The organism is Burkholderia sp. Bp9140 (assembly GCF_003853425.1).
Lineage (GTDB): Bacteria > Pseudomonadota > Gammaproteobacteria > Burkholderiales > Burkholderiaceae > Burkholderia.
Genome location: NZ_QTPQ01000012.1, coordinates 135,670 through 153,080, shown reverse-complemented (window position 1 = coordinate 153,080; position 17,411 = coordinate 135,670). Strand labels below are relative to the sequence as shown.

Annotated in this window: 14 protein-coding genes; 9 read left to right on the top strand and 5 right to left on the bottom strand. The window is 70.3% G+C overall.

From position 1 onward, the window contains the following. Nucleotides 1–8 precede the first annotated feature (8 nt). Entirely contained in the window at nucleotides 9–1,502 is a 1,494-nt protein-coding gene (locus DIE21_RS12675) for an efflux transporter outer membrane subunit (RefSeq protein WP_124498034.1), read from the top strand. Between the two features lie 156 nt (nucleotides 1,503–1,658). Here the strand turns inward: DIE21_RS12675 and DIE21_RS12670 are convergent, their stop codons facing one another. Together DIE21_RS12670 and DIE21_RS12660 are read right to left on the bottom strand one after the other, a co-directional pair. Further along, nucleotides 1,659–2,873: a porin gene (locus DIE21_RS12670; RefSeq protein ID WP_124498033.1), complete on the bottom strand. Its 1,215-nt coding sequence runs from the start codon at nucleotides 2,871–2,873 to the stop codon at nucleotides 1,659–1,661. 489 nt (nucleotides 2,874–3,362) lie between these two features. Continuing rightward, nucleotides 3,363–4,427, bottom strand: a complete 1,065-nt coding sequence (locus tag DIE21_RS12660; RefSeq protein WP_124498031.1) for a phytoene/squalene synthase family protein — start codon at nucleotides 4,425–4,427, stop codon at nucleotides 3,363–3,365. Nucleotides 4,428–4,797: 370 nt separating this feature from the next. Between DIE21_RS12660 and DIE21_RS12655 the strand changes: the two genes are divergently transcribed. After that, nucleotides 4,798–5,943: a glycerophosphodiester phosphodiesterase gene (locus tag DIE21_RS12655; protein ID WP_124498030.1), complete on the top strand. Its 1,146-nt coding sequence runs from the start codon at nucleotides 4,798–4,800 to the stop codon at nucleotides 5,941–5,943. Between the two features lie 83 nt (nucleotides 5,944–6,026). Here the strand turns inward: DIE21_RS12655 and DIE21_RS12650 are convergent, their stop codons facing one another. Then, nucleotides 6,027–7,652 carry a rhodanese-related sulfurtransferase gene (locus DIE21_RS12650; protein WP_124498029.1) on the bottom strand — a complete coding sequence of 542 codons (1,626 nt, stop codon included), beginning with the start codon at nucleotides 7,650–7,652 and terminating at the stop codon, nucleotides 6,027–6,029. A 106-nt stretch (nucleotides 7,653–7,758) separates the two neighbouring features. Next, entirely contained in the window at nucleotides 7,759–8,325 is a 567-nt protein-coding gene (locus DIE21_RS12645; RefSeq protein ID WP_124498028.1) for a cysteine dioxygenase, read from the bottom strand. Nucleotides 8,326–8,399: 74 nt separating this feature from the next. Between DIE21_RS12645 and DIE21_RS12640 the strand changes: the two genes are divergently transcribed. Next, nucleotides 8,400–9,323 carry a LysR family transcriptional regulator gene (locus tag DIE21_RS12640; protein ID WP_124498027.1) on the top strand — a complete coding sequence of 308 codons (924 nt, stop codon included), beginning with the start codon at nucleotides 8,400–8,402 and terminating at the stop codon, nucleotides 9,321–9,323. Between the two features lie 61 nt (nucleotides 9,324–9,384). Here the strand turns inward: DIE21_RS12640 and DIE21_RS12635 are convergent, their stop codons facing one another. Further along, nucleotides 9,385–10,764 carry an acyl-CoA dehydrogenase family protein gene (locus DIE21_RS12635; protein ID WP_124498026.1) on the bottom strand — a complete coding sequence of 460 codons (1,380 nt, stop codon included), beginning with the start codon at nucleotides 10,762–10,764 and terminating at the stop codon, nucleotides 9,385–9,387. A gap of 440 nt (nucleotides 10,765–11,204) precedes the next feature. On the opposite strand from DIE21_RS12635, the gene DIE21_RS12630 reads away from it, so the two are divergent. Genes DIE21_RS12630 through DIE21_RS12605 form a run of 6 tightly spaced genes read left to right on the top strand, consistent with a single transcriptional unit; the run spans nucleotide 11,205 to nucleotide 17,387 of the window. Beyond that, nucleotides 11,205–12,290: an LLM class flavin-dependent oxidoreductase gene (locus tag DIE21_RS12630; RefSeq protein ID WP_124498025.1), complete on the top strand. Its 1,086-nt coding sequence runs from the start codon at nucleotides 11,205–11,207 to the stop codon at nucleotides 12,288–12,290. Between the two features lie 20 nt (nucleotides 12,291–12,310). Continuing rightward, nucleotides 12,311–13,156 carry a class II aldolase/adducin family protein gene (locus tag DIE21_RS12625; protein WP_124498024.1) on the top strand — a complete coding sequence of 282 codons (846 nt, stop codon included), beginning with the start codon at nucleotides 12,311–12,313 and terminating at the stop codon, nucleotides 13,154–13,156. A gap of 35 nt (nucleotides 13,157–13,191) precedes the next feature. After that, entirely contained in the window at nucleotides 13,192–14,226 is a 1,035-nt protein-coding gene (locus tag DIE21_RS12620) for an ABC transporter substrate-binding protein (protein ID WP_124498023.1), read from the top strand. Between the two features lie 4 nt (nucleotides 14,227–14,230). Then, nucleotides 14,231–15,337 (top strand): ABC transporter permease, encoded by a 1,107-nt coding sequence (locus tag DIE21_RS12615; protein WP_124498022.1) that lies wholly within the window; start codon nucleotides 14,231–14,233, stop codon nucleotides 15,335–15,337. Next, a complete protein-coding gene (locus DIE21_RS12610; RefSeq protein WP_124498021.1) occupies nucleotides 15,331–16,155 on the top strand; it encodes an ABC transporter ATP-binding protein in 825 nt (274 codons plus the stop codon). Before DIE21_RS12615 ends, DIE21_RS12610 begins: the two co-directional genes overlap by 7 nt. A 50-nt stretch (nucleotides 16,156–16,205) precedes the next feature. Beyond that, nucleotides 16,206–17,387: a cytochrome c gene (locus DIE21_RS12605; RefSeq protein WP_124498020.1), complete on the top strand. Its 1,182-nt coding sequence runs from the start codon at nucleotides 16,206–16,208 to the stop codon at nucleotides 17,385–17,387. Nucleotides 17,388–17,411 lie beyond the last annotated feature (24 nt).

The window sequence follows — 17,411 nt, the reverse complement described above, 5'->3', positions numbered from 1 at the left end:
GCCCGGCGATGAAACCCGCGTTGCGTCGCGCATCCCACGCTGTCCTCCGCGGCCGTGCGCTGGCCGCCGCTGCGCTGCTCGTCGCCGGATGCGCGCTCGGGCCGGATTTCCGCGCGCCGGACGCGCCGGCCACGCAGCGCTACACGCGCGATGCGGCACCGACGACGACGGCAGCCGCCGGTGGTCCGGCCGGCGCCGCGCAGACGTTCGCGCCGTCAGCGCACACGCTGCAACGCTGGTGGACGCAGTTCGGCTCGGAACCGCTGAACCGGCTCGTCGATACCGCCTGGCAGAACAGCCCGACGCTCGCCGAGGCCCGCGCGCGGCTCGACGAAGCGCGCCAGAACCATGCGGCGCAAGCCGGCGCGACGATGCTGCCGCGCGTCGACGCGAACCTGTCCGCCACGCGCGAGCAGGTCGACATCGCCGCGTTCGGGCTGCCCGCCAACGTGCCGAATCCCGGGCCGTTCACGCTGTACGACGCGTCGGTGAGCGTGTCGTACGCACTCGACGTGTTCGGCGGCAACCGGCGCGCGCTCGAAGCGCTGCGCGCCCAGGTCGACTATCAGGCCTACACGCTCGACGCCGCGCGCCTGACGCTCGCGGGCAACATCGTCGCGACCGCGATCCTGCGCGCGTCGCTTGCGCAACAGGTCGCGCTCACACGGCAGCTCGTCGATGCGCAGACGCGGCAGCTGCATATCGTCGAAGCGCGCTTCGAGGCGGGCGGCGTGTCGCGGGCCGACGTGCATGCGCAGCGCGCGCTGCTCGCGCAGACCCAGGCATCCCTGCCCCCGCTGGCGGCTCGCTACGCGCAGGCCGGCCACCGGCTCGCGATCCTGCTGGGCGCGCCGCCGTCCGGCGCCGCGCTGCCCGACCTCACGCTCGACGCACTCGCGCTGCCGCGCACGCTGCCGGTCGCGCTGCCGTCGACGCTTGCGCGCGAACGGCCCGACATCCGCGCGGCGGAGGCCGTGCTGCACCAGGCGAGCGCGAACGTCGGCGTGGCGACCGCGAACCTGTATCCGCGGTTTTCGATCTCGGCGGGAATCGGGTCGGAACGCACGCGCATCGCGGATATCGTCAGCGGGCTCAATGTGTGGAACGTCGGTCTCGGCCTGACGCAGCCGCTCTTTCATGGCGGCGAGCTGCGCGCGAGGAAGCGCGCGGCCGAAGCGGCGTACGACGCCGCGTTCGCGAGCTATCGGGAAACCGTGCTGCTGGCGCTCCAGCAGGTCGCCGACGCGCTGCGCGCGGTCGAGCACGATGCCGCCGAACTGCAGGCGAGAGACGCCGCCGCGCGAGCGGCAGCGGCAAGCAATGCGATTGCCGGCGACCGCTATGCGGCAGGCGGGATCAGCACGTTCGCGCTGCTCGACGCGCAGCGGCAGGCACTGCAGACCGCGCTCGAGCGCGCGCGCGCGCAGGCCGACCGGCTGGCCGATACGGCGGCACTGTTCCAGGCGCTGGCGGGGACCTGGGCGGACGATTCGACCCGGTGACCGGCAGGATGGCCTGGACACGCGTCGTCGGAGGCTGCTTGAGCGCTCACGGCACGACCCGCGATACGTGCGGCGCGCACCCGCGAAAAAAAACCGGCCCGAAGGCCGGTTTCTTCATACCGCATGCCGTGAGCGGCGCTCGCGCGCCGCGCGACATCAGAAGCGGTGGATCAGGCCGACGCCGACGCCGATCTGGTTCTGCTTCGAACCCGCGCCCACGCCGTCGCCGATCGACGTCGTAGCTGCGATGATCGAGGAGCCGTTGAGCGTGTTGCCGGTCGCGTGCTGGTAAGCCTCAACCGCGTACAGGCCCGTGCGCTTCGACAGGCTGTAGTACTGCGACAGCGTGACCTGGTGGTACTTGGCCGAGCTCGAGATGCCGTTCGACTCGGTCGCACGCGTGTACGCGTAGCCTGCCGCGAAGTCCCACTGCGGCGCTGCCTTCCAGTGCAGCACGGCGCCTGCCGTGTTGAAGATCGCCGTGTTGCGGAACGACGAGCCCACGCCCGGGATGTACTGAACGTTCGAGTACGACGCCGAAATGTCCCACGACGGCGAGAACTGGTAACCGGCCGTCACCGCGACGCGCTGTTGCGCCTGTGCCGTCTTGTAGCCGTTGTTGATCGACGAAACGGCCTGCTCCGCGCCGTTGCCGCTCGAGTCCAGACCGTTCTGCGCGGTCGAGTTCGCACCCCACACACCGCCGCCGAGCGTCGCGTTGTTGATGCGCTGGAAGCCGACCGCGATGCCTGCCGGGCCGTTCAGGTACTGGATCGCCGCGCTCCACGTCGAGCCGCGGTTCACGCTGCCTGCGACGCCGCCGAACGAGTACGAACCGCCGACCGTGAAGCCGTAGAACTTCGGCGACATGTAGACGAGCGAGTTGTTCGCGCGGTAGCTGGTATCCAGCGAGTCGATATCGCCCGGGTGCGCGCCGTAGTAGCCGGTCAGCCAGGTCGTCGGGCTGTACGGCGACAGCAGCGTGTAGTACGCGGTGTACTGGCGGCCAGCCGTCAGCGTACCGTACGCCTGGTTGGACAGGCCGACCCACGCCTGACGCGTGAAGATGCCGTTCGTCCATTGCGACGAGCCGTTGTTCGCGTTGAAGCCGGCTTCCAGCTGGAAGATCGCCTTCGTGCCGCCACCGAGGTCTTCGCTGCCCTTCAGGCCGAAGCGGCTGCCCGCCCAAATGCCGGTGGCCATCTGCACCTTCGAGTGACCGCCCGTGGTCGCGCCGACTGCCGACGAGTTGTTCTGGTAGGCGATAGCGTTATCGACGATACCGTACAGGGTCACGCTGCTCTGGGCGTGTGCGGCGGTAGCGGCTGCGAGACCCACTGCCGTCATGGCGAAAGCGACGCGCTTTTTCATTGATTCTCCGTCCTCAAAGAATGATTTCTTTTCTGGTGTGGTTTTATGACTGACACATGTGCGAGTACATGCCGGTGCGATTCTGACGGATTACCCATCGTTTCCCAATATGCTCGGTCGGTCATCGTATGATCGACGCAACGCACGGGTTCACCAAACGGTTACATAACACCTGAAAACGCTTGCATGGCGGGCCTTTCCGGCATTTCCCGGTGAAAACCCTAGCTTTACATTTTTACTGGTGCATCGCGACCGTCCAATGTCGTCAGACGCCTTCGGCAACAACCCTCCTACAAATGCGCGACCGCGGCTGGCGCCACGAGTCACGCCGCCGCGCAGGATCGCTGACATTCATGACACCCACGTTTCGGGACACGAAATCGTGAAAACGTTTCAGTCCGTGTGCGGGAGACCGGACGGGAGCGGCCCGGCGAACGCGGGCCGAGGGGCGATGCCTGCGCCTGTCGCGCCGGCATCGTTCAGCGCGATTCAGCGCGCGGACGGCTGCGCGATCCGCGCGTTCACCGCGTCGACGAGCGCGTTCATGCGCGCACGGATCGCCGCGTTCGAGCCGACGAGCGCGAGCGACGACGCCATGATCCGGTAGATCCGCTTGCGCGGCACTTTCGCCGGCCTCGCCGGATCGAGCCACGCATCGTGGCCGGCCAGCAGTTCGAGCGTTTCGAGGCCGATCATGATCGGCCACAGGCACGCGAGCCGCAGACGCACGAAGCGGCGCGGAATCGCCAGCGTGTACCGGCACGCGTCGCGATATTGATCGAGCGTCACGCGCAGCAGGTCGACCAGCACGCCGCGCGCGCGCGCCGACGCGTCGGGCGACATCAGGTCGGCGACGCCGAGCCGGTGCGCGGCCAGCACGTCGTCGGGCAGGTAGCAGCGGCCGATCCGCAGGTCCTTCGCGCAGTCGCGCAGGATGTTCGTCATCTGCAGCGCCTTGCCGAAACGAATGCCCTTCTCGCGCATGTCCGGCAAGTTCCAGCCGCGCGCGGCCCGCGTGTGCGCGCCGGTCATGTCGGTCCAGAATTCGCCGACGCAGCCGGCGACCAGGTACGTGTAGCGATCGAGCATGTCGCGGTCCGGCAGCGACGTGACCTGCCCCGACTGCTCGTCGGGGAACGTGCGCAGGTCGAACTCCATCCCCGACGTCAGCGTCGCGACGACCTTGCGGATCGATGCACGGTCCGCGTCCGGCTGCGCGCGCAGCAACGCGAGCATCGGCTGCATCGAGCCGAGCAGCACGTGCTCGTGCGAATCCGCCTGCATCCGCATCACGTCCTCGAGCGCGCGCGACAGCGCCGCGCCGTCGCCGAGCCGCTCGACCTCGTCGCGCAGGTCGGTCAGCAGCGCCGCGCGGCGATCGGGCGCGACGAGCGCGGTGTCGGCGATCGTGTCGGCTGCGCGCGCGAGCAGGTAGGCCAGGCCGACCGGGTCGCGCATGCCGTCTGGCAGCACGCGCAGCGTCAGGTAGAAGGAGCGGGAAACGTTCTTCAGCAGGTCGCCGAGCAGGTAGGCGGGATCGGTACGAGTCGTCATGGGTCGGAAAAATAGGCCGGCGCGGGCCCCGGACGCACACCGGCGCCGGACGCCCGCGCCGGCTCGCGAGTCGCCGCATCGTCGTGCGCGGGAGGACGTCGGCCCGGTGCGGCGATGCAAAAGTCCCGCAAGTTTAGTGCATCCGGCGCGCCCGCTCCCGGCGACGGCGGATCGCGCCGCGCGCGCGGTTGCGCTTTCCGGCCGCCCCGCACGTCTCACGCCACAACAGAAAAGAAAGACGAAAGTAATACATATGTAATTATCCGGAGCGACGATCGCGTCCCGTTCGATCCCGCGCAGCCCGGCACGCCAGGCCGTGCCGCCGGATCGACCGCCCTTTCACCGACTTCCGTTTCGAAGGTTCACCGACATGCTCTTCACGCGCCCGACCGCCCTGCGCTGCATCCCGTTCGCCTGTGCCGCCGCCCTCCTGCTTGCCGCCTGCGGCGGCGACGATGTATCGGCTGCCGATCCCACGCGCCCGCTCTCCGCGAAGGTCCAGGTGGTCGGCCATCGCGGCGCGAGCGCGCTGCGCCCCGAGCACACGCTCGCGTCGTACCGCAAGGCGATCGAGGACGGCGCGGACGTGATCGAGCCCGACCTCGTCTCGACCCAGGACGGCGTGCTCGTCGCACGCCACGAAAACGAGATCTCGGGCACGACGAACGTGTCGACGCTGCCGCAGTTCGCGAGCCGCAAGGCAACCAAGACGATCGACGGCGCGCAGCTGACCGGCTGGTTCACCGAGGACTTCACGCTCGCCGAACTGAAGACGCTGCGCGCCCGCGAGCGCATTCCGCAGATCCGCCCGGCGAATACCGCGTACAACGACCAGTTCGAGATCCCCACCTTCGACGAGATCGTCGCGCTCGCGAAACAGATGTCCGCGCAGACCGGCCGCACGATCCACCTGTATCCGGAAACCAAGCACCCGACCTACTTCCAGTCGATCAACCTGCCGCTCGAGGACCGTCTCGTCGACGCGCTGCTGAAGGATCCGTACACGGCGCGCACGGCGACCGTCTACATCCAGTCGTTCGAGGTCGCGAACCTGAAGACGATCCGCAACCGGATCAAGTCGAGCCAGCCGAACTGGAAGCTCGTCCAGTTGATGGACGATGCCGGCCAGCGTCCGTACGACTTCGTGAAGGCGAACGACAAGCGCACCTATGGCGACCTGTCGACGCGCGACGGAATGCGCGAGATCGCGTCCTATGCGAACGGCGTCGGCCCGTACAAGACGTCGATCATCGCGGTCGCCGCGGACGGCACGCTGCAGCAGCCGACGCCATACGTGCGCTACGCGCACGAGGCCGGCCTCGTCGTGCATCCGTACACGTTCCGCCCGGAGAACAACTTCCTGCCCGCATCGCTGAAGGACGGCGGCACGCCGGCCACGCGCAACACCGCGGGCTCGGTGCGCGAGATCCAGGCGTACCTGCGCGCGGGCATCGACGGCTTCTTCACCGACGATCCGGCCGTCGGCCGCACGGCCGTCGACACGTTCAAGCGCTGAACCCGCCGAACCCGACGAGCCGCTGAACGCGCGACAACCGGGCGCGGCGCACGCCGTGCCGCGCGCCGGTTGCCGCGCCGCGGTCAGATCACGCGGAAGTGGTGCGTGCCGTCCCGCTTCAGCTGGTCGACCAGCCCGTATTCCCAGTCGAGATACGCCTGCATCGCGGCGGCCGCGTTGTCGGTGCCTTCGTACGGGCGCCGGTAGCGGTCGACACGCGGCGACGCCAGGTGCGTCTCGCCATGCTCGAGCGGCAGCCCCGCGTCGATCCACGCGGCCGTGCCGCCCGTCAGCACCGAGATTGCCGCGGCAGCCGGCAGCAACGCGCGCGCGTCGTCCGCCGCGAACCGCGCGAGCAGGCTCGAGCCGCACGTGAACACGTAGCGCTTCGCCGGCGGAATCGCGGCGAGCGCGTCGCGCAATTGCGCGCGCACGACGAACCATGCGCCGGGGATATGGCGCTTCACGTAGTTCGCGCTGGTCGTCACGTCGACGATCGCGACCTCGCCCGCGGCCGCCTCCTTCAGCCAGCCCGCGAGCGTCGCGGGCGACACCTCGGTCGCCTGCGGCGTCGCCGGCACGTCGCGCGGCGGCTGGCCGCGCTCCGCGAACGCCGCCGTGCCGGCCGGTTCGACCACGTGCACATCCCAGCCCATCTGCGCGAGCCACGACGCGGTCATGTCCGCGCGCACGCCGTCGTCGTCGGCGAGCACGATCCGCGCGCCGCGCACGGCCGCGTGATGGTCGGTCTCCTGCACGAGCTGGCCGCCCGGCGTGCTCAGGAAGCCCGGCAGGTGGCCGGCCTCGTACTCCTCCGGCGTGCGCACGTCGAAGCGGTACAGCGTGCGGCCCGGCTCGTCGAGCGCGGCGACCTCCGCGAGCGCGATGCGCGGCACGCCGGCGCGCTCGGCCACCGCGCGCGCGGCGCGGCGTGCTTCCTCGCGTTGCGCGGTATCGATGTCGTCCAGAAACCGTCGCGCGGCGCCGTGCTCGAGCGTCTGGCCGGCGAGCGTCCAGCCGATCGTGCCGTTGCGCAGTGCCGCGACCGGGTTCGGCAGCCCGGCGTTGATCAGCGACTGCGTGCCGATGATGCTGCGCGTGCGGCCCGCGCAGTTCACCACCACCCGGGTTTCCGGATTCGGCGCGAGCGCGCGCACGCGCAGCACGAGTTCCGCACCCGGCACGCTCGTCGACGTCGGGATGTTCATCGTCCGGTATTCGTCGAAGCGGCGCGCATCGACGATCACGACGTCGGCCTGCGCGTCGATCAGCGCCTGCACTTCCTGCGCGGACAGCGACGGCGTATGGCGCTCGGCCTCGACCCACTCGCCGAACGACTTGCTCGGCACGTTCACGTCGATGAACAGCTCGCCGCCCGCGGCGAGCCAGCCCGCGAGGCCGCCGTCGAGCAGGCGCACGTCGGTATAGCCGAGCTGCGCGAGCTTCGCGGCCGCACGCGGCGCGAGATCCTCGCCGCCGGCTTCGCCGAACACGACGATCGGCGTGTCGCGGCGCGGCATGCGCGTCCACGCGTCGAGTTCGAGCTTCGACAGCGGAAAGTTCGCGGCCCACAGCGGATGGCCCTGCGCGTACGGGTCTTCCTCGCGCACGTCGATCAGCGCGAGCTCGTCGCGGGCCAGCAGGCGCGCGCGTACGTCCTGGTACGACGCGACGGGGAAACGGGAAATGGAATCGGCGGATTGCGTCACGATGTCTCTGTCGGAATCGGTTGAAGTCGGAGAAGAAAACAAACGGAAAACGGATGAATCTTGGCCCACGGGCGTGTGCTCGCAACGGCGCGGGCGACACACGGGATCACGCGTTCGAATAGCCGGACACGAACGGCTTCACGGTGCCGTCGTCGAGGAACACCGCGCGTTCGACCTTGCCGATGTTGGCGCCGTACACGTGGATGCTGATCGACACCTGGTCCGCGAATGCGTTGGTCACGCGATGGACGTCGCCGATGCGCGGCGACACCGCCTCGACCTCGCCCGGCTGCAGCCGCACCGCATCGCCCGACGGCACCGGCTTGCCGGTTTCATCGAACCGGTACGGCTGCGAAAACTCGCCGCCGCGCAGCATCCCGATCAGCCCCCACACCGTATGGTTATGGATCGGCGTCGTCTGGCCGGGCCCCCATACGAAGCTGACGATGGAAAACCGCTCGTCGGGATCGAGATGCAGCAGGTACTGGCGGTAGCGCTCGGGATCGGGCTGCGCGAACGCGTCGGGCAGCCAGTCGTCCTGCGCGACGAGTGCGGCGAGCAGCGCGCCGCCCTTGTCGAGGATGCGTGCCTCGTTCGCGCCGGACGCGAGCAGTGCGCCGAGCCCGTCGACGAACGGACGCAGCGGCGTCTGCCGCAACGAAAGCGTACTCATTGGCTGCCTCCTCGAATATGATGCCGAATATGATGGATCGTCATGATGCACCCGAAATACCATGCAGAACAAACATGAAAATTAGCGATATCGATGCTTTTGCAGCGGTCGTCCGCGGCCAGTCGCTGAGCCAGGCCGCGGCCGAGCTCGGGATGACGCAGCCCGCGATCACGCGGCGCGTCCAGAATCTCGAGGAAGCGCTCGGCGTCACGCTGCTCGACCGCAACACGAAGCCGCCGCGCCCGACCGACATCGGCCGGCAGGTGTTCGAGCAGTGCCGCGCGATCCTGCGCGAAGTCGATGCGCTGCGCGAACTGACGGCCGGCCGGCGGCCGCCCGCCGGCGAATTCCGCGTCGGCCTCACGCAGGGGCTCGGCGAGTTGATGCTGCCCGGCCTGATCGCGCGGCTCGCCGCGCAATGGCCGGCACTCGCCACGCAGGTCACGACCGCCTGGGGCGGCATGCTCGTCGAGCGGGTCGCGCGCCGCGAGCTCGACGCGGCGCTGGTGTTTCTGGCCCGCGAGATGGTGGTGCCGCCGCAGGTCGAGGGCGAGCGGCTGCTGGCCACGCGGCTCGTCGCCGTCGGCCGCAAGGGAGACTGGCCGCGCCGCAGCTACCGGCTCGCGGACTGCCATGCGCGCGGCTGGGTGCTCAATCCCGACGGCTGCGGCTTCCGCGCGGGCCTGCGCCGAGCGCTCGACGCGCAGGGGCTGCCGATGCCGGTCACGCTCGACACGTATGGCCGCGACCTGCAATTGCAGAGCGTCGCGAACGGTTTCGGCATCGGGCTGATGCCGCTGCCGCTGCTCGAAGGCAGCCCGCTGCGCAACGCGCTCGACATCGTGCCGCTCGCCGATTTCAAGCCGCAGATCGATCTGTGGCTGCTGCACCGGCAGGACGCCGCGCGCTTCGCGGCGCCGCTCGCGACCGTGGCCGCGCATGCACGCACCGCGTTCGCGCTGCCCGCGGATGCCGGCGAGCACGACGAGGCCGCTTGACCAGGGCGGGCGACGTCTGCACGGCGTCGTCACGTCTGCGCTGACTACCACGCCGCCCTGCTCACGCATCGTTTCGACCGGATGCCGGCGCATCGTGCGACGTCCGGCCCGCGTCCGCGTTCGTGGTTGCGGTTCGCGCCGGCACGCTGCGTGACGTCGCATCCGAATCCGCATTCGACGTGATGCTTCGCGCCGCCGCCTCGAGCGCCGCACGTCCGGCCGCGACCGCGATCGCGTCGTCCTGCGGCGTATGCACGCGGCTGCACAGCACGTCGCGATAGTGACGTTCGAGCGGATTGTGGCGGCTCAACCCGTGATTGCCCGACAGCTTCAACGCGTGCTCGACGGTGCGGATCGCGTGTTCCGTCACGGTTCGCTTGACGAGGCCGCTCGTCGTCAACGCCGGCGCATCGCCCGCATCGGCACGCGCGATGTGATCGTCGAGCAGCACGCGGTTCGTGTGCAGCCACCCTTCGATCTCGCCGACGGCCTCCTGCACGCGCGGCAGCGTCGCGAGCGGCGCACCGAGCCCGCTCGGCGCGCGCGTCGCCGCGAAATCGAGCAGCCAGTCGCGCGACGCACGTGCCACGGCATCGTAGAGACTGCCGAGCAGCGCGACCATCCAGGCCTGCTGGTCGGCCTGCGCGTCGACATCCGCATGACTCGCGGCCGACACGGCCCACGCATCGGGCGCGCGCACGTCCACCGCATGATCGGCGGGCAGCCGCACGTCGTCGAACACGACCTCGTGGCTGCCCGACGCGCGCAGGCCCAGGTGATTCCAGCTTTCGATCACGCGGATGCGCGCGTCGTCCTCCGCGTCGCGCTCGCGCGGCACGAGGAACACGCCGACGCGCGGCTCGGGCTCGTCGGTGCGGGCCCACACGGCGAGCCAGCGCAGCGCCGGAATGCCGGTGCTGTACAGCTTGTGGCCGGACAGCCGCCAGCCGTCGCCGTCGCGACGCGCAACCGTTTCGGGCAGGCCGCCGCGCGACGGCGACCCGAGCGCCGGCTCGACGCGCAGCGCGTTGATCAGTGCGCCTTCGTCGACCGCGCTGTCGAACACGGCACGCCGCAGGCGCGCGGGCCAGCGGTTGTCCGCGCGGCCGAGCGCGCGATGCTGCAGATACGTCATCGTCAGCACCAGCGCGGTCGCGGGATCGGCGCGTGCGACCGCGGCCACGATGCGGCTCGCCTGCGCGAGCGTCGCGCCCGCGCCGCCATGCTCGCGCGGCACGACCTGCGCGATCAGCCCCGCGCGATGCAGGCGCGCGAAGTTCTCGTGCGGGAAGCGGCCGTCGAGATCGTTGCGGGCCGCGTCGGCGGCGAGGTCGGGCGCGAGACGCTCGAGCAGCACGGCAACGCGTGCATCGTCGGCGGGCAGATGGCGCAGCGACGACTGCGGCGGTTGCGGCGAGGAAGCGGCAAGGCTGGCGGACATCGGTACGGATTCCCTCGGTGACTGGGTAGCGGGGTAGCGGGGTAACGTAACAGCGATAACAGCGGAGATCGATCGGCAAGTGGCGCGGCGGCGCGTGAAGCCGGCGGCGACCGGCTGCGGATTCGCGGGCGTTCGTCGCGACCGCTCGCGCACGCATCCGCCTTCAGCACGCCAACCGGGCCGCAGACTCCGAATCGCGCGCCGATCCCGCTCATGCCCGGCACGGAAGCGCCGCACGACACGCAGCCGGCGCCCTTTCGGTTCGATCGCGAGCCCACAGCGTATGCGCAACTCACTCGCGCCCAAACCATGCAAATCTGATATTCAAATCGGGATTGATTATTTCCGTTTCGCATGATCCCGGCGGTAATCTGCGCTCCATTCCCGCCCCCGCCGGCCATCGCTCGCCGCGCCGGGCCGTCCTTGCATCGGAGACCCAGATGAGCGTCGAATTCATCGGCATGATCCAGAGCCAGAAGCAGTCGGAAATCCATCCGCCTGCCGGCCCCGTCGTCGACCCCGACTACGTGCGCGACTTCGCCCGCGCACACGAAACGGCCGGCTTCGACCGGATCCTCGTCCCGCACCACTCGACCGGCCCGTCGGCGACGCTGACGATCGCGTTCGCGGCCGCGGCGACCGAACGCATCCATTTCATGCTCGCGCATCGTCCGGGCTTCACCGCGCCGACGCTCGCCGCCCGGCAGATCGCGACGCTCGACCAGTTCAGCCGCGGCCGGCTCGCCGTGCACTTCATCTCGGGCGGCTCCGACAGCGAGCAGCAGCGCGACGGCGACTTCCTCGGCCACGACGCACGTTACGCACGCACCGACGAATACCTCGGCATCCTGCGTCGCATCTGGACCGAAACGCAGCCGTTCGATCACGACGGCGCGCACTACCGCTTCACGCAGGGCTTTTCGGAAGTCAAGCCGTTCCAGCGGCCGCACGTGCCGATCTACTTCGGTGGCGCCTCGGAAGCGGCGCTGGAAGTGGCCGGCAAGCACGCGGACGTCTATGCGCTGTGGGGCGAATCGCTCGACCAGGTGCGCGACCTGACGACCCGCGTGCGCGCCGAAGCCGCGAAGCACGGCCGGCAGGTGCGCTTCTCGGTGTCGTTCCGGCCGATCCTCGCGGCGACCGAAGACGAAGCGTGGGCGCGCGCGCACCGGATCCTCGACGAAACCCGCCGGCTGCGTGAAGCGGCCGGCCTCGGCAGCGGCGGCCCGCAGCAGAGCGAAGGCGCGCGGCGCCTGCTCGCCGCGGCCGAACGCGGCTCGCGCGTCGACAAGCGGCTGTGGACCGAGATCGCGAAACTCACCGGCGCGCGCTCGAATTCGACCGCGCTGGTCGGCACGCCCGAACAGGTCGCCGACGCGCTGCTCGACTACTACGACCTCGGCGTGACGACGTTCCTGATCCGCGGCTTCGATCCGCTCGAAGACGCGATCGACTACGGCCGCGAACTGATTCCGCGCGTGCGCGGCGCCGTCGCGGCACGCGACGCGGCGCGCCGCGCAGCCTGACGCCAACGGAGACGCCTGCCATGTCCGCCGTCCTGTCTTCGTCAGCGCCCGCGCGCACCGCGTCGGGCCTCGTGCTCGCCGACACGCCGCGCCAGCATTTCTGGTTCGATCCGCCCGCGCCGCGCATCGACGTCGCCGCCGAGCGCCGCCACCGGCAGGAACGGCTCGCGGCCGCGTTCCGCCTGTTCGCGCGCTTCGGCTTCGCATCGGGCCTCGCCGGCCACATCACCGCGCGCGATCCGGAACTGCCCGACCACTTCTGGGTGAATCCGCTCGGCGTGCATTTCTCGCGGATCAAGGTGTCGGACCTGCTGCTCGTCAACGCGCGCGGCGAAACCGCGATCGGCAACCGGCCGCTGAACAAGGCCGCGTTCGCGATCCATGCGGCGATTCACGACGCGCATCCGCACATCGTCGCGGCCGCGCATACGCATTCGACCTACGGCAAGGCCTGGTCGACGCTCGGCCGCCCGCTCGACCCGCTGACGCAGGACGCGTGCGTGTTCTACGAGGACCACGCGCTGTTCGACGATTTCACGGGCATGGTCGTCGATACGAGCGAAGGCGCGCGGATCGCGGACGCGCTCGCGAAACCCGACGGCGGCACGCACAAGGGCGTGATCCTGAAGAACCACGGCATCCTGACGGCCGGCCCGACGGTCGAGGCCGCCGCGTGGTGGTACATCGCACTCGACAACGCCGCGCACACGCAGTTGCTGGCCGAAGCGGCCGGCACGCCGCAACCGATCGATCACGCGACCGCGCGACACACGCACGGCCAGATCGGCGGCCCCGACGGCGCATTGCATGCGTTCGACAGCCTGTTCGCGCGCGTCGTCGCCGACGAACCCGACCTGCTCGACTGAGCGCCTGCCGCACCACCGGAACCGGAGACCCCACGATGACCGATACCACCGCACCCGCGCCGACCGGCGCACCTGACGACACACGCCGCCGGCTGCTGCGCGCGGCCGGCGCCGCCGCGCTCGCCGCACCGGCGATCACGCTCGGCCGCAAGGCCTGGTCCGCGCCGCCGCTGAAGAAGCTCACGTTCGCGTGGAACCAGAATGCGTTCTGCCTGACGCCGATCGTCGTCGCGCAGGAGAACGGCTTCTTCGAGAAGAACGGGCTGAAGGTCGAGCTGATCAACTACAGCGGGTCGACCGACCAGTTGCTCGAATCGATCGCGACCGGCAAGGCCGACGCGGCGGTCGGGATGATCCACCGCTGGCTGAAGCCGCTCGAAGCCGGCTTCGACGTGAAGATCATCGGCAGCTCGCATGGCGGCTGCGTGCGGCTGCTCGGCTCGAGGACGGCCGGCGTCACGACGCTGCAGGCGCTGAAGGGCAAGACGGTCGGCGTCAGCGATCTCGCCGCGCCCGGCAAGCACTTCTTCTCGATCCTGCTCGCGAAGAACGGCATCGATCCCGAGCGCGACATCACGTGGCGGCAGTATCCGGCCGACCTGCTCGGCGTGGCGGTCGACAAGGGCGAGATCCAGGCGATCGCCGACGGCGACCCGAACCTCTACCTGCTCGAGAAGCGCAGCAACGGCGCGTATACCGAACTCGCGACGAACCTGTCCGGCGAATACGCGCGCAAGGTGTGCTGCGTGATCGGCGCGCGCGGCGACCTCGTGCGCAACGACCGGCCGGCGGCCGCCGCGCTCGCGCGCTCGATCGTGCAGGCCACCGAGTACACGCACGACAACCCGAACGAAGCCGCGAAGGCGTTCGCGAAGTATTCGCCGAAGATCAACCCGGAAGACCTGCGCAAGCTGTACGCGACGCTGACCTACACGCATCACCCGACCAACGTCGACCTGCAGCAGGAAATCGCGTTCTATGCGGACGATTTCCGCCGGATCAGCGTGCTGAAGAAGAGCACCGACCCGCAGCGCTTCGCGCAGCAGGTCTATGCGAACGTGCTGGGGTGACGCGATGTCGACGATCGAACACACGCCCGCTGCGCGCACCGCATCGGCGCCGGGCGGTGCCGTCATCGCGACGGCTCCCGCGATCGCTGCGTCCCGCGCTGCCTGCACGGCCTGCGATGCAACGCGCGCGGCCGAAGCACGCCGTGCGCGTACCTGGCCGACCGGCGTCGTTGCAGCGCTTGCGTGGGCCGCGCTCGGTGCGGTGACCGACCTGTGGCCGAACCGCGTCGTCGGCTTCACCGACTGGGCGTACACCGACACGTTCGGCACCGCCGCGTGGGTCATCGCCGCGCTGCTGCTGATCGCCGCGACGCTCGGCCATCGCGTGCCGGCCACGCGCGCCCGGCTCGCCCGCGTGCGCCCGGCCGGGCCGTGGCTCGTCGCGCTGCCGCTCGTGCTCGCCGCATGGGAAATCGTCACCGCGAAGACCGGCTGGCTGCCGACGCCGTTCTTCGCGCCGCCGCAGGCGCTGATCGAGGTCTACGTCGACGACTGGCCGCGCCTCGCCGGCAGCGCCGGCAATACGCTGAAGCTGCTTTCGCTCGGGTTTGCCTACGGCGTCGCGGTCGGGTTCGCGGTCGGCGTATCGATCGGCTGGTCGCGCCGCATCGGCTACTGGGTGCATCCGGTGCTGCGCGTGCTCGGCCCCGTGCCGGCCACCGCGCTGCTGCCGCTCACGTTCTACTTCTTTCCGACCAGCTATTCGGCGGCGGCGTTCCTGATCGCGCTGTCGACCGGCTTCCCGGTCGCGGTGCTGACGTGGTCGGGCGTCGCGAGCGTGAACCGGCAGTACTACGACGTCGCGCGCACGCTCGGCGCGAACGCGCGCTTCCTCGTGCTGCGCGTCGCCATTCCGGCCGCGCTGCCGCATGTGTTCGTCGGCATCTTCATGGGGCTGAGCGCGTCGTTCACGGTGCTCGTCGTCGCCGAGATGATGGGCGTCAAGTCGGGGCTCGGCTGGTACCTGAGCTGGGCGCAGGGCTGGGCATCGTACGTGAACATGTATGCGGCGCTGATCGTGATGGCGCTGCTGTTTTCCGGGCTGATCGCGCTGCTGTTCGCGGTGCGCGACCGTGTGCTCGCGTGGCAGAAAGGAACCGTCAAATGGTAAGCGCCGCCGTTCTCGAACCGTCCGTTGCCACCCCGCCCGGCACGTCCAGTGCCACGGCGCCGCGCGGCGCGCGCATCGACATCCGCCGCGTAAGCCACGCGTTCGACGGCCCCGGCGGCCCGCTGCCGGTGCTCGACGACGTCACGCTGTCGGTCGCGGCCGGCGAATTCGTCGCGCTGCTCGGCCCGAGCGGCTGCGGGAAATCGACGCTGCTGCGGCTCGTCGCGGGCCTCGACGCCGCGCGGCAAGGCACGATCGCGCAGGACGGCGCGCCGATCGAACGGCCCGATCCGTCGCGCATCGTCGTGTTCCAGGATCCGACGCTCTACCCGTGGCGCCGCGTGCGCGCGAACGTCGCGCTCGGACTCGAAGCGCGCGGCGTGGCGCGCACCGCGCGGCATCGTGTCGACGATGCGCTCGCGCGCGTCGGGCTGCAGGAATTCTCGAACGTGTTTCCACATCAGCTGTCGGGCGGGATGGCGCAGCGCGTCGCACTCGCCCGCGCGCTCGTCAACGATCCGCGCCTCCTGATCCTCGACGAGCCGCTCGGCAAGCTCGATTCGCTGACGCGGTTGACGATGCAGGCCGAGCTGACCGCGCTGTGGCAACGCGACGCGTTCTCCGCGCTGCTCGTCACGCACGACGTCGAGGAAGCGCTGTTTCTCGCGCAGCGCGTGATCGTGTTCGGGCCGCGTCCCGCACGCATCGTCGCGGAACTGCGCGTCGACCTGCCCTATCCGCGCCATCGCGGCGACCCGCGTCTCGCCGCGCTGCGCCATGAAGCGCTGCGGCATCTCGGACTCGATGCGAGCTGGTAGATGCGCGGTGTCGTTCACAGGATTGCCGGTGCGCGGCAAAGGCCGCACCGATGAATGCACCGCCGTTCGCCGACTGGGCGCTCCTGTTCCTGCAACTGCTGTATCGCGCGCAGATCGCGTTGGCGCGCGTGCTGCATGCGGCCGGCCTGACCGGCGATGCCGACGGACAGGCCGCGTGGCCCTGGGCGCACCGGATCGCGCTCGACACGCTGCGCATCGACGCGGGGCTCACGCGCCAGCTCGCGTTCGCCGGCGCGGCGACCGCGCTCGCCGCAGCGCTCGGCTGCGTCGCGCTCGTGTCGCGCAAGTGGCGGGCGGCATCGGCAATCGCCGCGCTGGCGCTTGCGTGGTTAGCGCCGTGGCCGCCGGTGTCGCTGTGGCTCGCGCCTGCGGTGGCGACCAGTTTCCAGCGCAATCCCGCGCCGTTTTCCGTCGCGAACGTGATGCGCGGTGCGCACCTGTATGCGCAGCATTGCGCGGCCTGTCACGGCGCGGACGGCCGCGGCGAAGGACCGCTCGCGGCAACGCTCGCGCACTGGCCGCCGACCTTCGCGGGCGCGCTGCTCGCCCGGCGGCTCGACGGCGAACTGTACTGGCGCGTGCGGCACGGTACACGCGACGCACGCGGCGCGGCATCGATGCCGGGCTTTGCCGCAACGCTCGGCCCGGCCGAAACCTGGGCCGTGCTCGACTACCTGAAAGCGCTGTCGGCCGGCAGCGGCGCGCAGGCGGAAGGGGCGTGGCCCGTGCCCGTCCCGCTGCCAGCGCTCGACGTGCGCTGCGGCAGCGCCGCGCCGCAACCGCTGGAGCGCTGGCGCGAAGGCCAGCGCGTGCACGTCGTCGCGCTCGCGCCGGGCGGCACGGTGCCGCAGGAAGACCCGCGCTGGCAGACGCTGCTGGTCGTTGCCGGCGACACGCCCGCGCCGCTTGCCACCGGCGTGCGCGCGAACTGCGTCGCAGCGACACCCGATGCATGGCAGGCGTTCGCGACGATCGCGGGCGTGCCGCCCGATGCGTTCGGCGGCACGCAACTGCTCGCCGACCGGCACGGCTGGCTGCGGGCGCGTGCGTTGCCGGGCAGTGCAGGCTGGTCGGCATCCGACCTGCTGTGCCGCTCCGATGCCGCCGCGCGACCACCGGCGGCCGCCGCGAGCGTCGATCCGCTGACCGCGCTGCTGCTGCGCGTGGACGCCGAACCCGTGCGCGACGTGCAGGCCGGGCTCCCGCACTGAATCCCCGAACTGAATCCCTGAACC

What these genes read in the sequence shown, in the direction of transcription:
- DIE21_RS12610 (WP_124498021.1), top strand. Translation starts at nt 15,331, where the DNA reads ATGGTAAGCGCCGCCGTTCTCGAACCGTCCGTTGCCACCCCGCCCGGC.
- DIE21_RS12620 (WP_124498023.1), top strand. Translation starts at nt 13,192, where the DNA reads ATGACCGATACCACCGCACCCGCGCCGACCGGCGCACCTGACGACACA.
- DIE21_RS12645 (WP_124498028.1), bottom strand. Translation starts at nt 8,325, where the DNA reads ATGAGTACGCTTTCGTTGCGGCAGACGCCGCTGCGTCCGTTCGTCGAC.
- DIE21_RS12675 (WP_124498034.1), top strand. Translation starts at nt 9, where the DNA reads ATGAAACCCGCGTTGCGTCGCGCATCCCACGCTGTCCTCCGCGGCCGT.
- DIE21_RS12670 (WP_124498033.1), bottom strand. Translation starts at nt 2,873, where the DNA reads ATGAAAAAGCGCGTCGCTTTCGCCATGACGGCAGTGGGTCTCGCAGCC.
- DIE21_RS12655 (WP_124498030.1), top strand. Translation starts at nt 4,798, where the DNA reads ATGCTCTTCACGCGCCCGACCGCCCTGCGCTGCATCCCGTTCGCCTGT.
- DIE21_RS12640 (WP_124498027.1), top strand. Translation starts at nt 8,400, where the DNA reads ATGAAAATTAGCGATATCGATGCTTTTGCAGCGGTCGTCCGCGGCCAG.
- DIE21_RS12635 (WP_124498026.1), bottom strand. Translation starts at nt 10,764, where the DNA reads ATGTCCGCCAGCCTTGCCGCTTCCTCGCCGCAACCGCCGCAGTCGTCG.
- DIE21_RS12630 (WP_124498025.1), top strand. Translation starts at nt 11,205, where the DNA reads ATGAGCGTCGAATTCATCGGCATGATCCAGAGCCAGAAGCAGTCGGAA.
- DIE21_RS12615 (WP_124498022.1), top strand. Translation starts at nt 14,231, where the DNA reads ATGTCGACGATCGAACACACGCCCGCTGCGCGCACCGCATCGGCGCCG.
- DIE21_RS12625 (WP_124498024.1), top strand. Translation starts at nt 12,311, where the DNA reads ATGTCCGCCGTCCTGTCTTCGTCAGCGCCCGCGCGCACCGCGTCGGGC.
- DIE21_RS12605 (WP_124498020.1), top strand. Translation starts at nt 16,206, where the DNA reads ATGAATGCACCGCCGTTCGCCGACTGGGCGCTCCTGTTCCTGCAACTG.
- DIE21_RS12660 (WP_124498031.1), bottom strand. Translation starts at nt 4,427, where the DNA reads ATGACGACTCGTACCGATCCCGCCTACCTGCTCGGCGACCTGCTGAAG.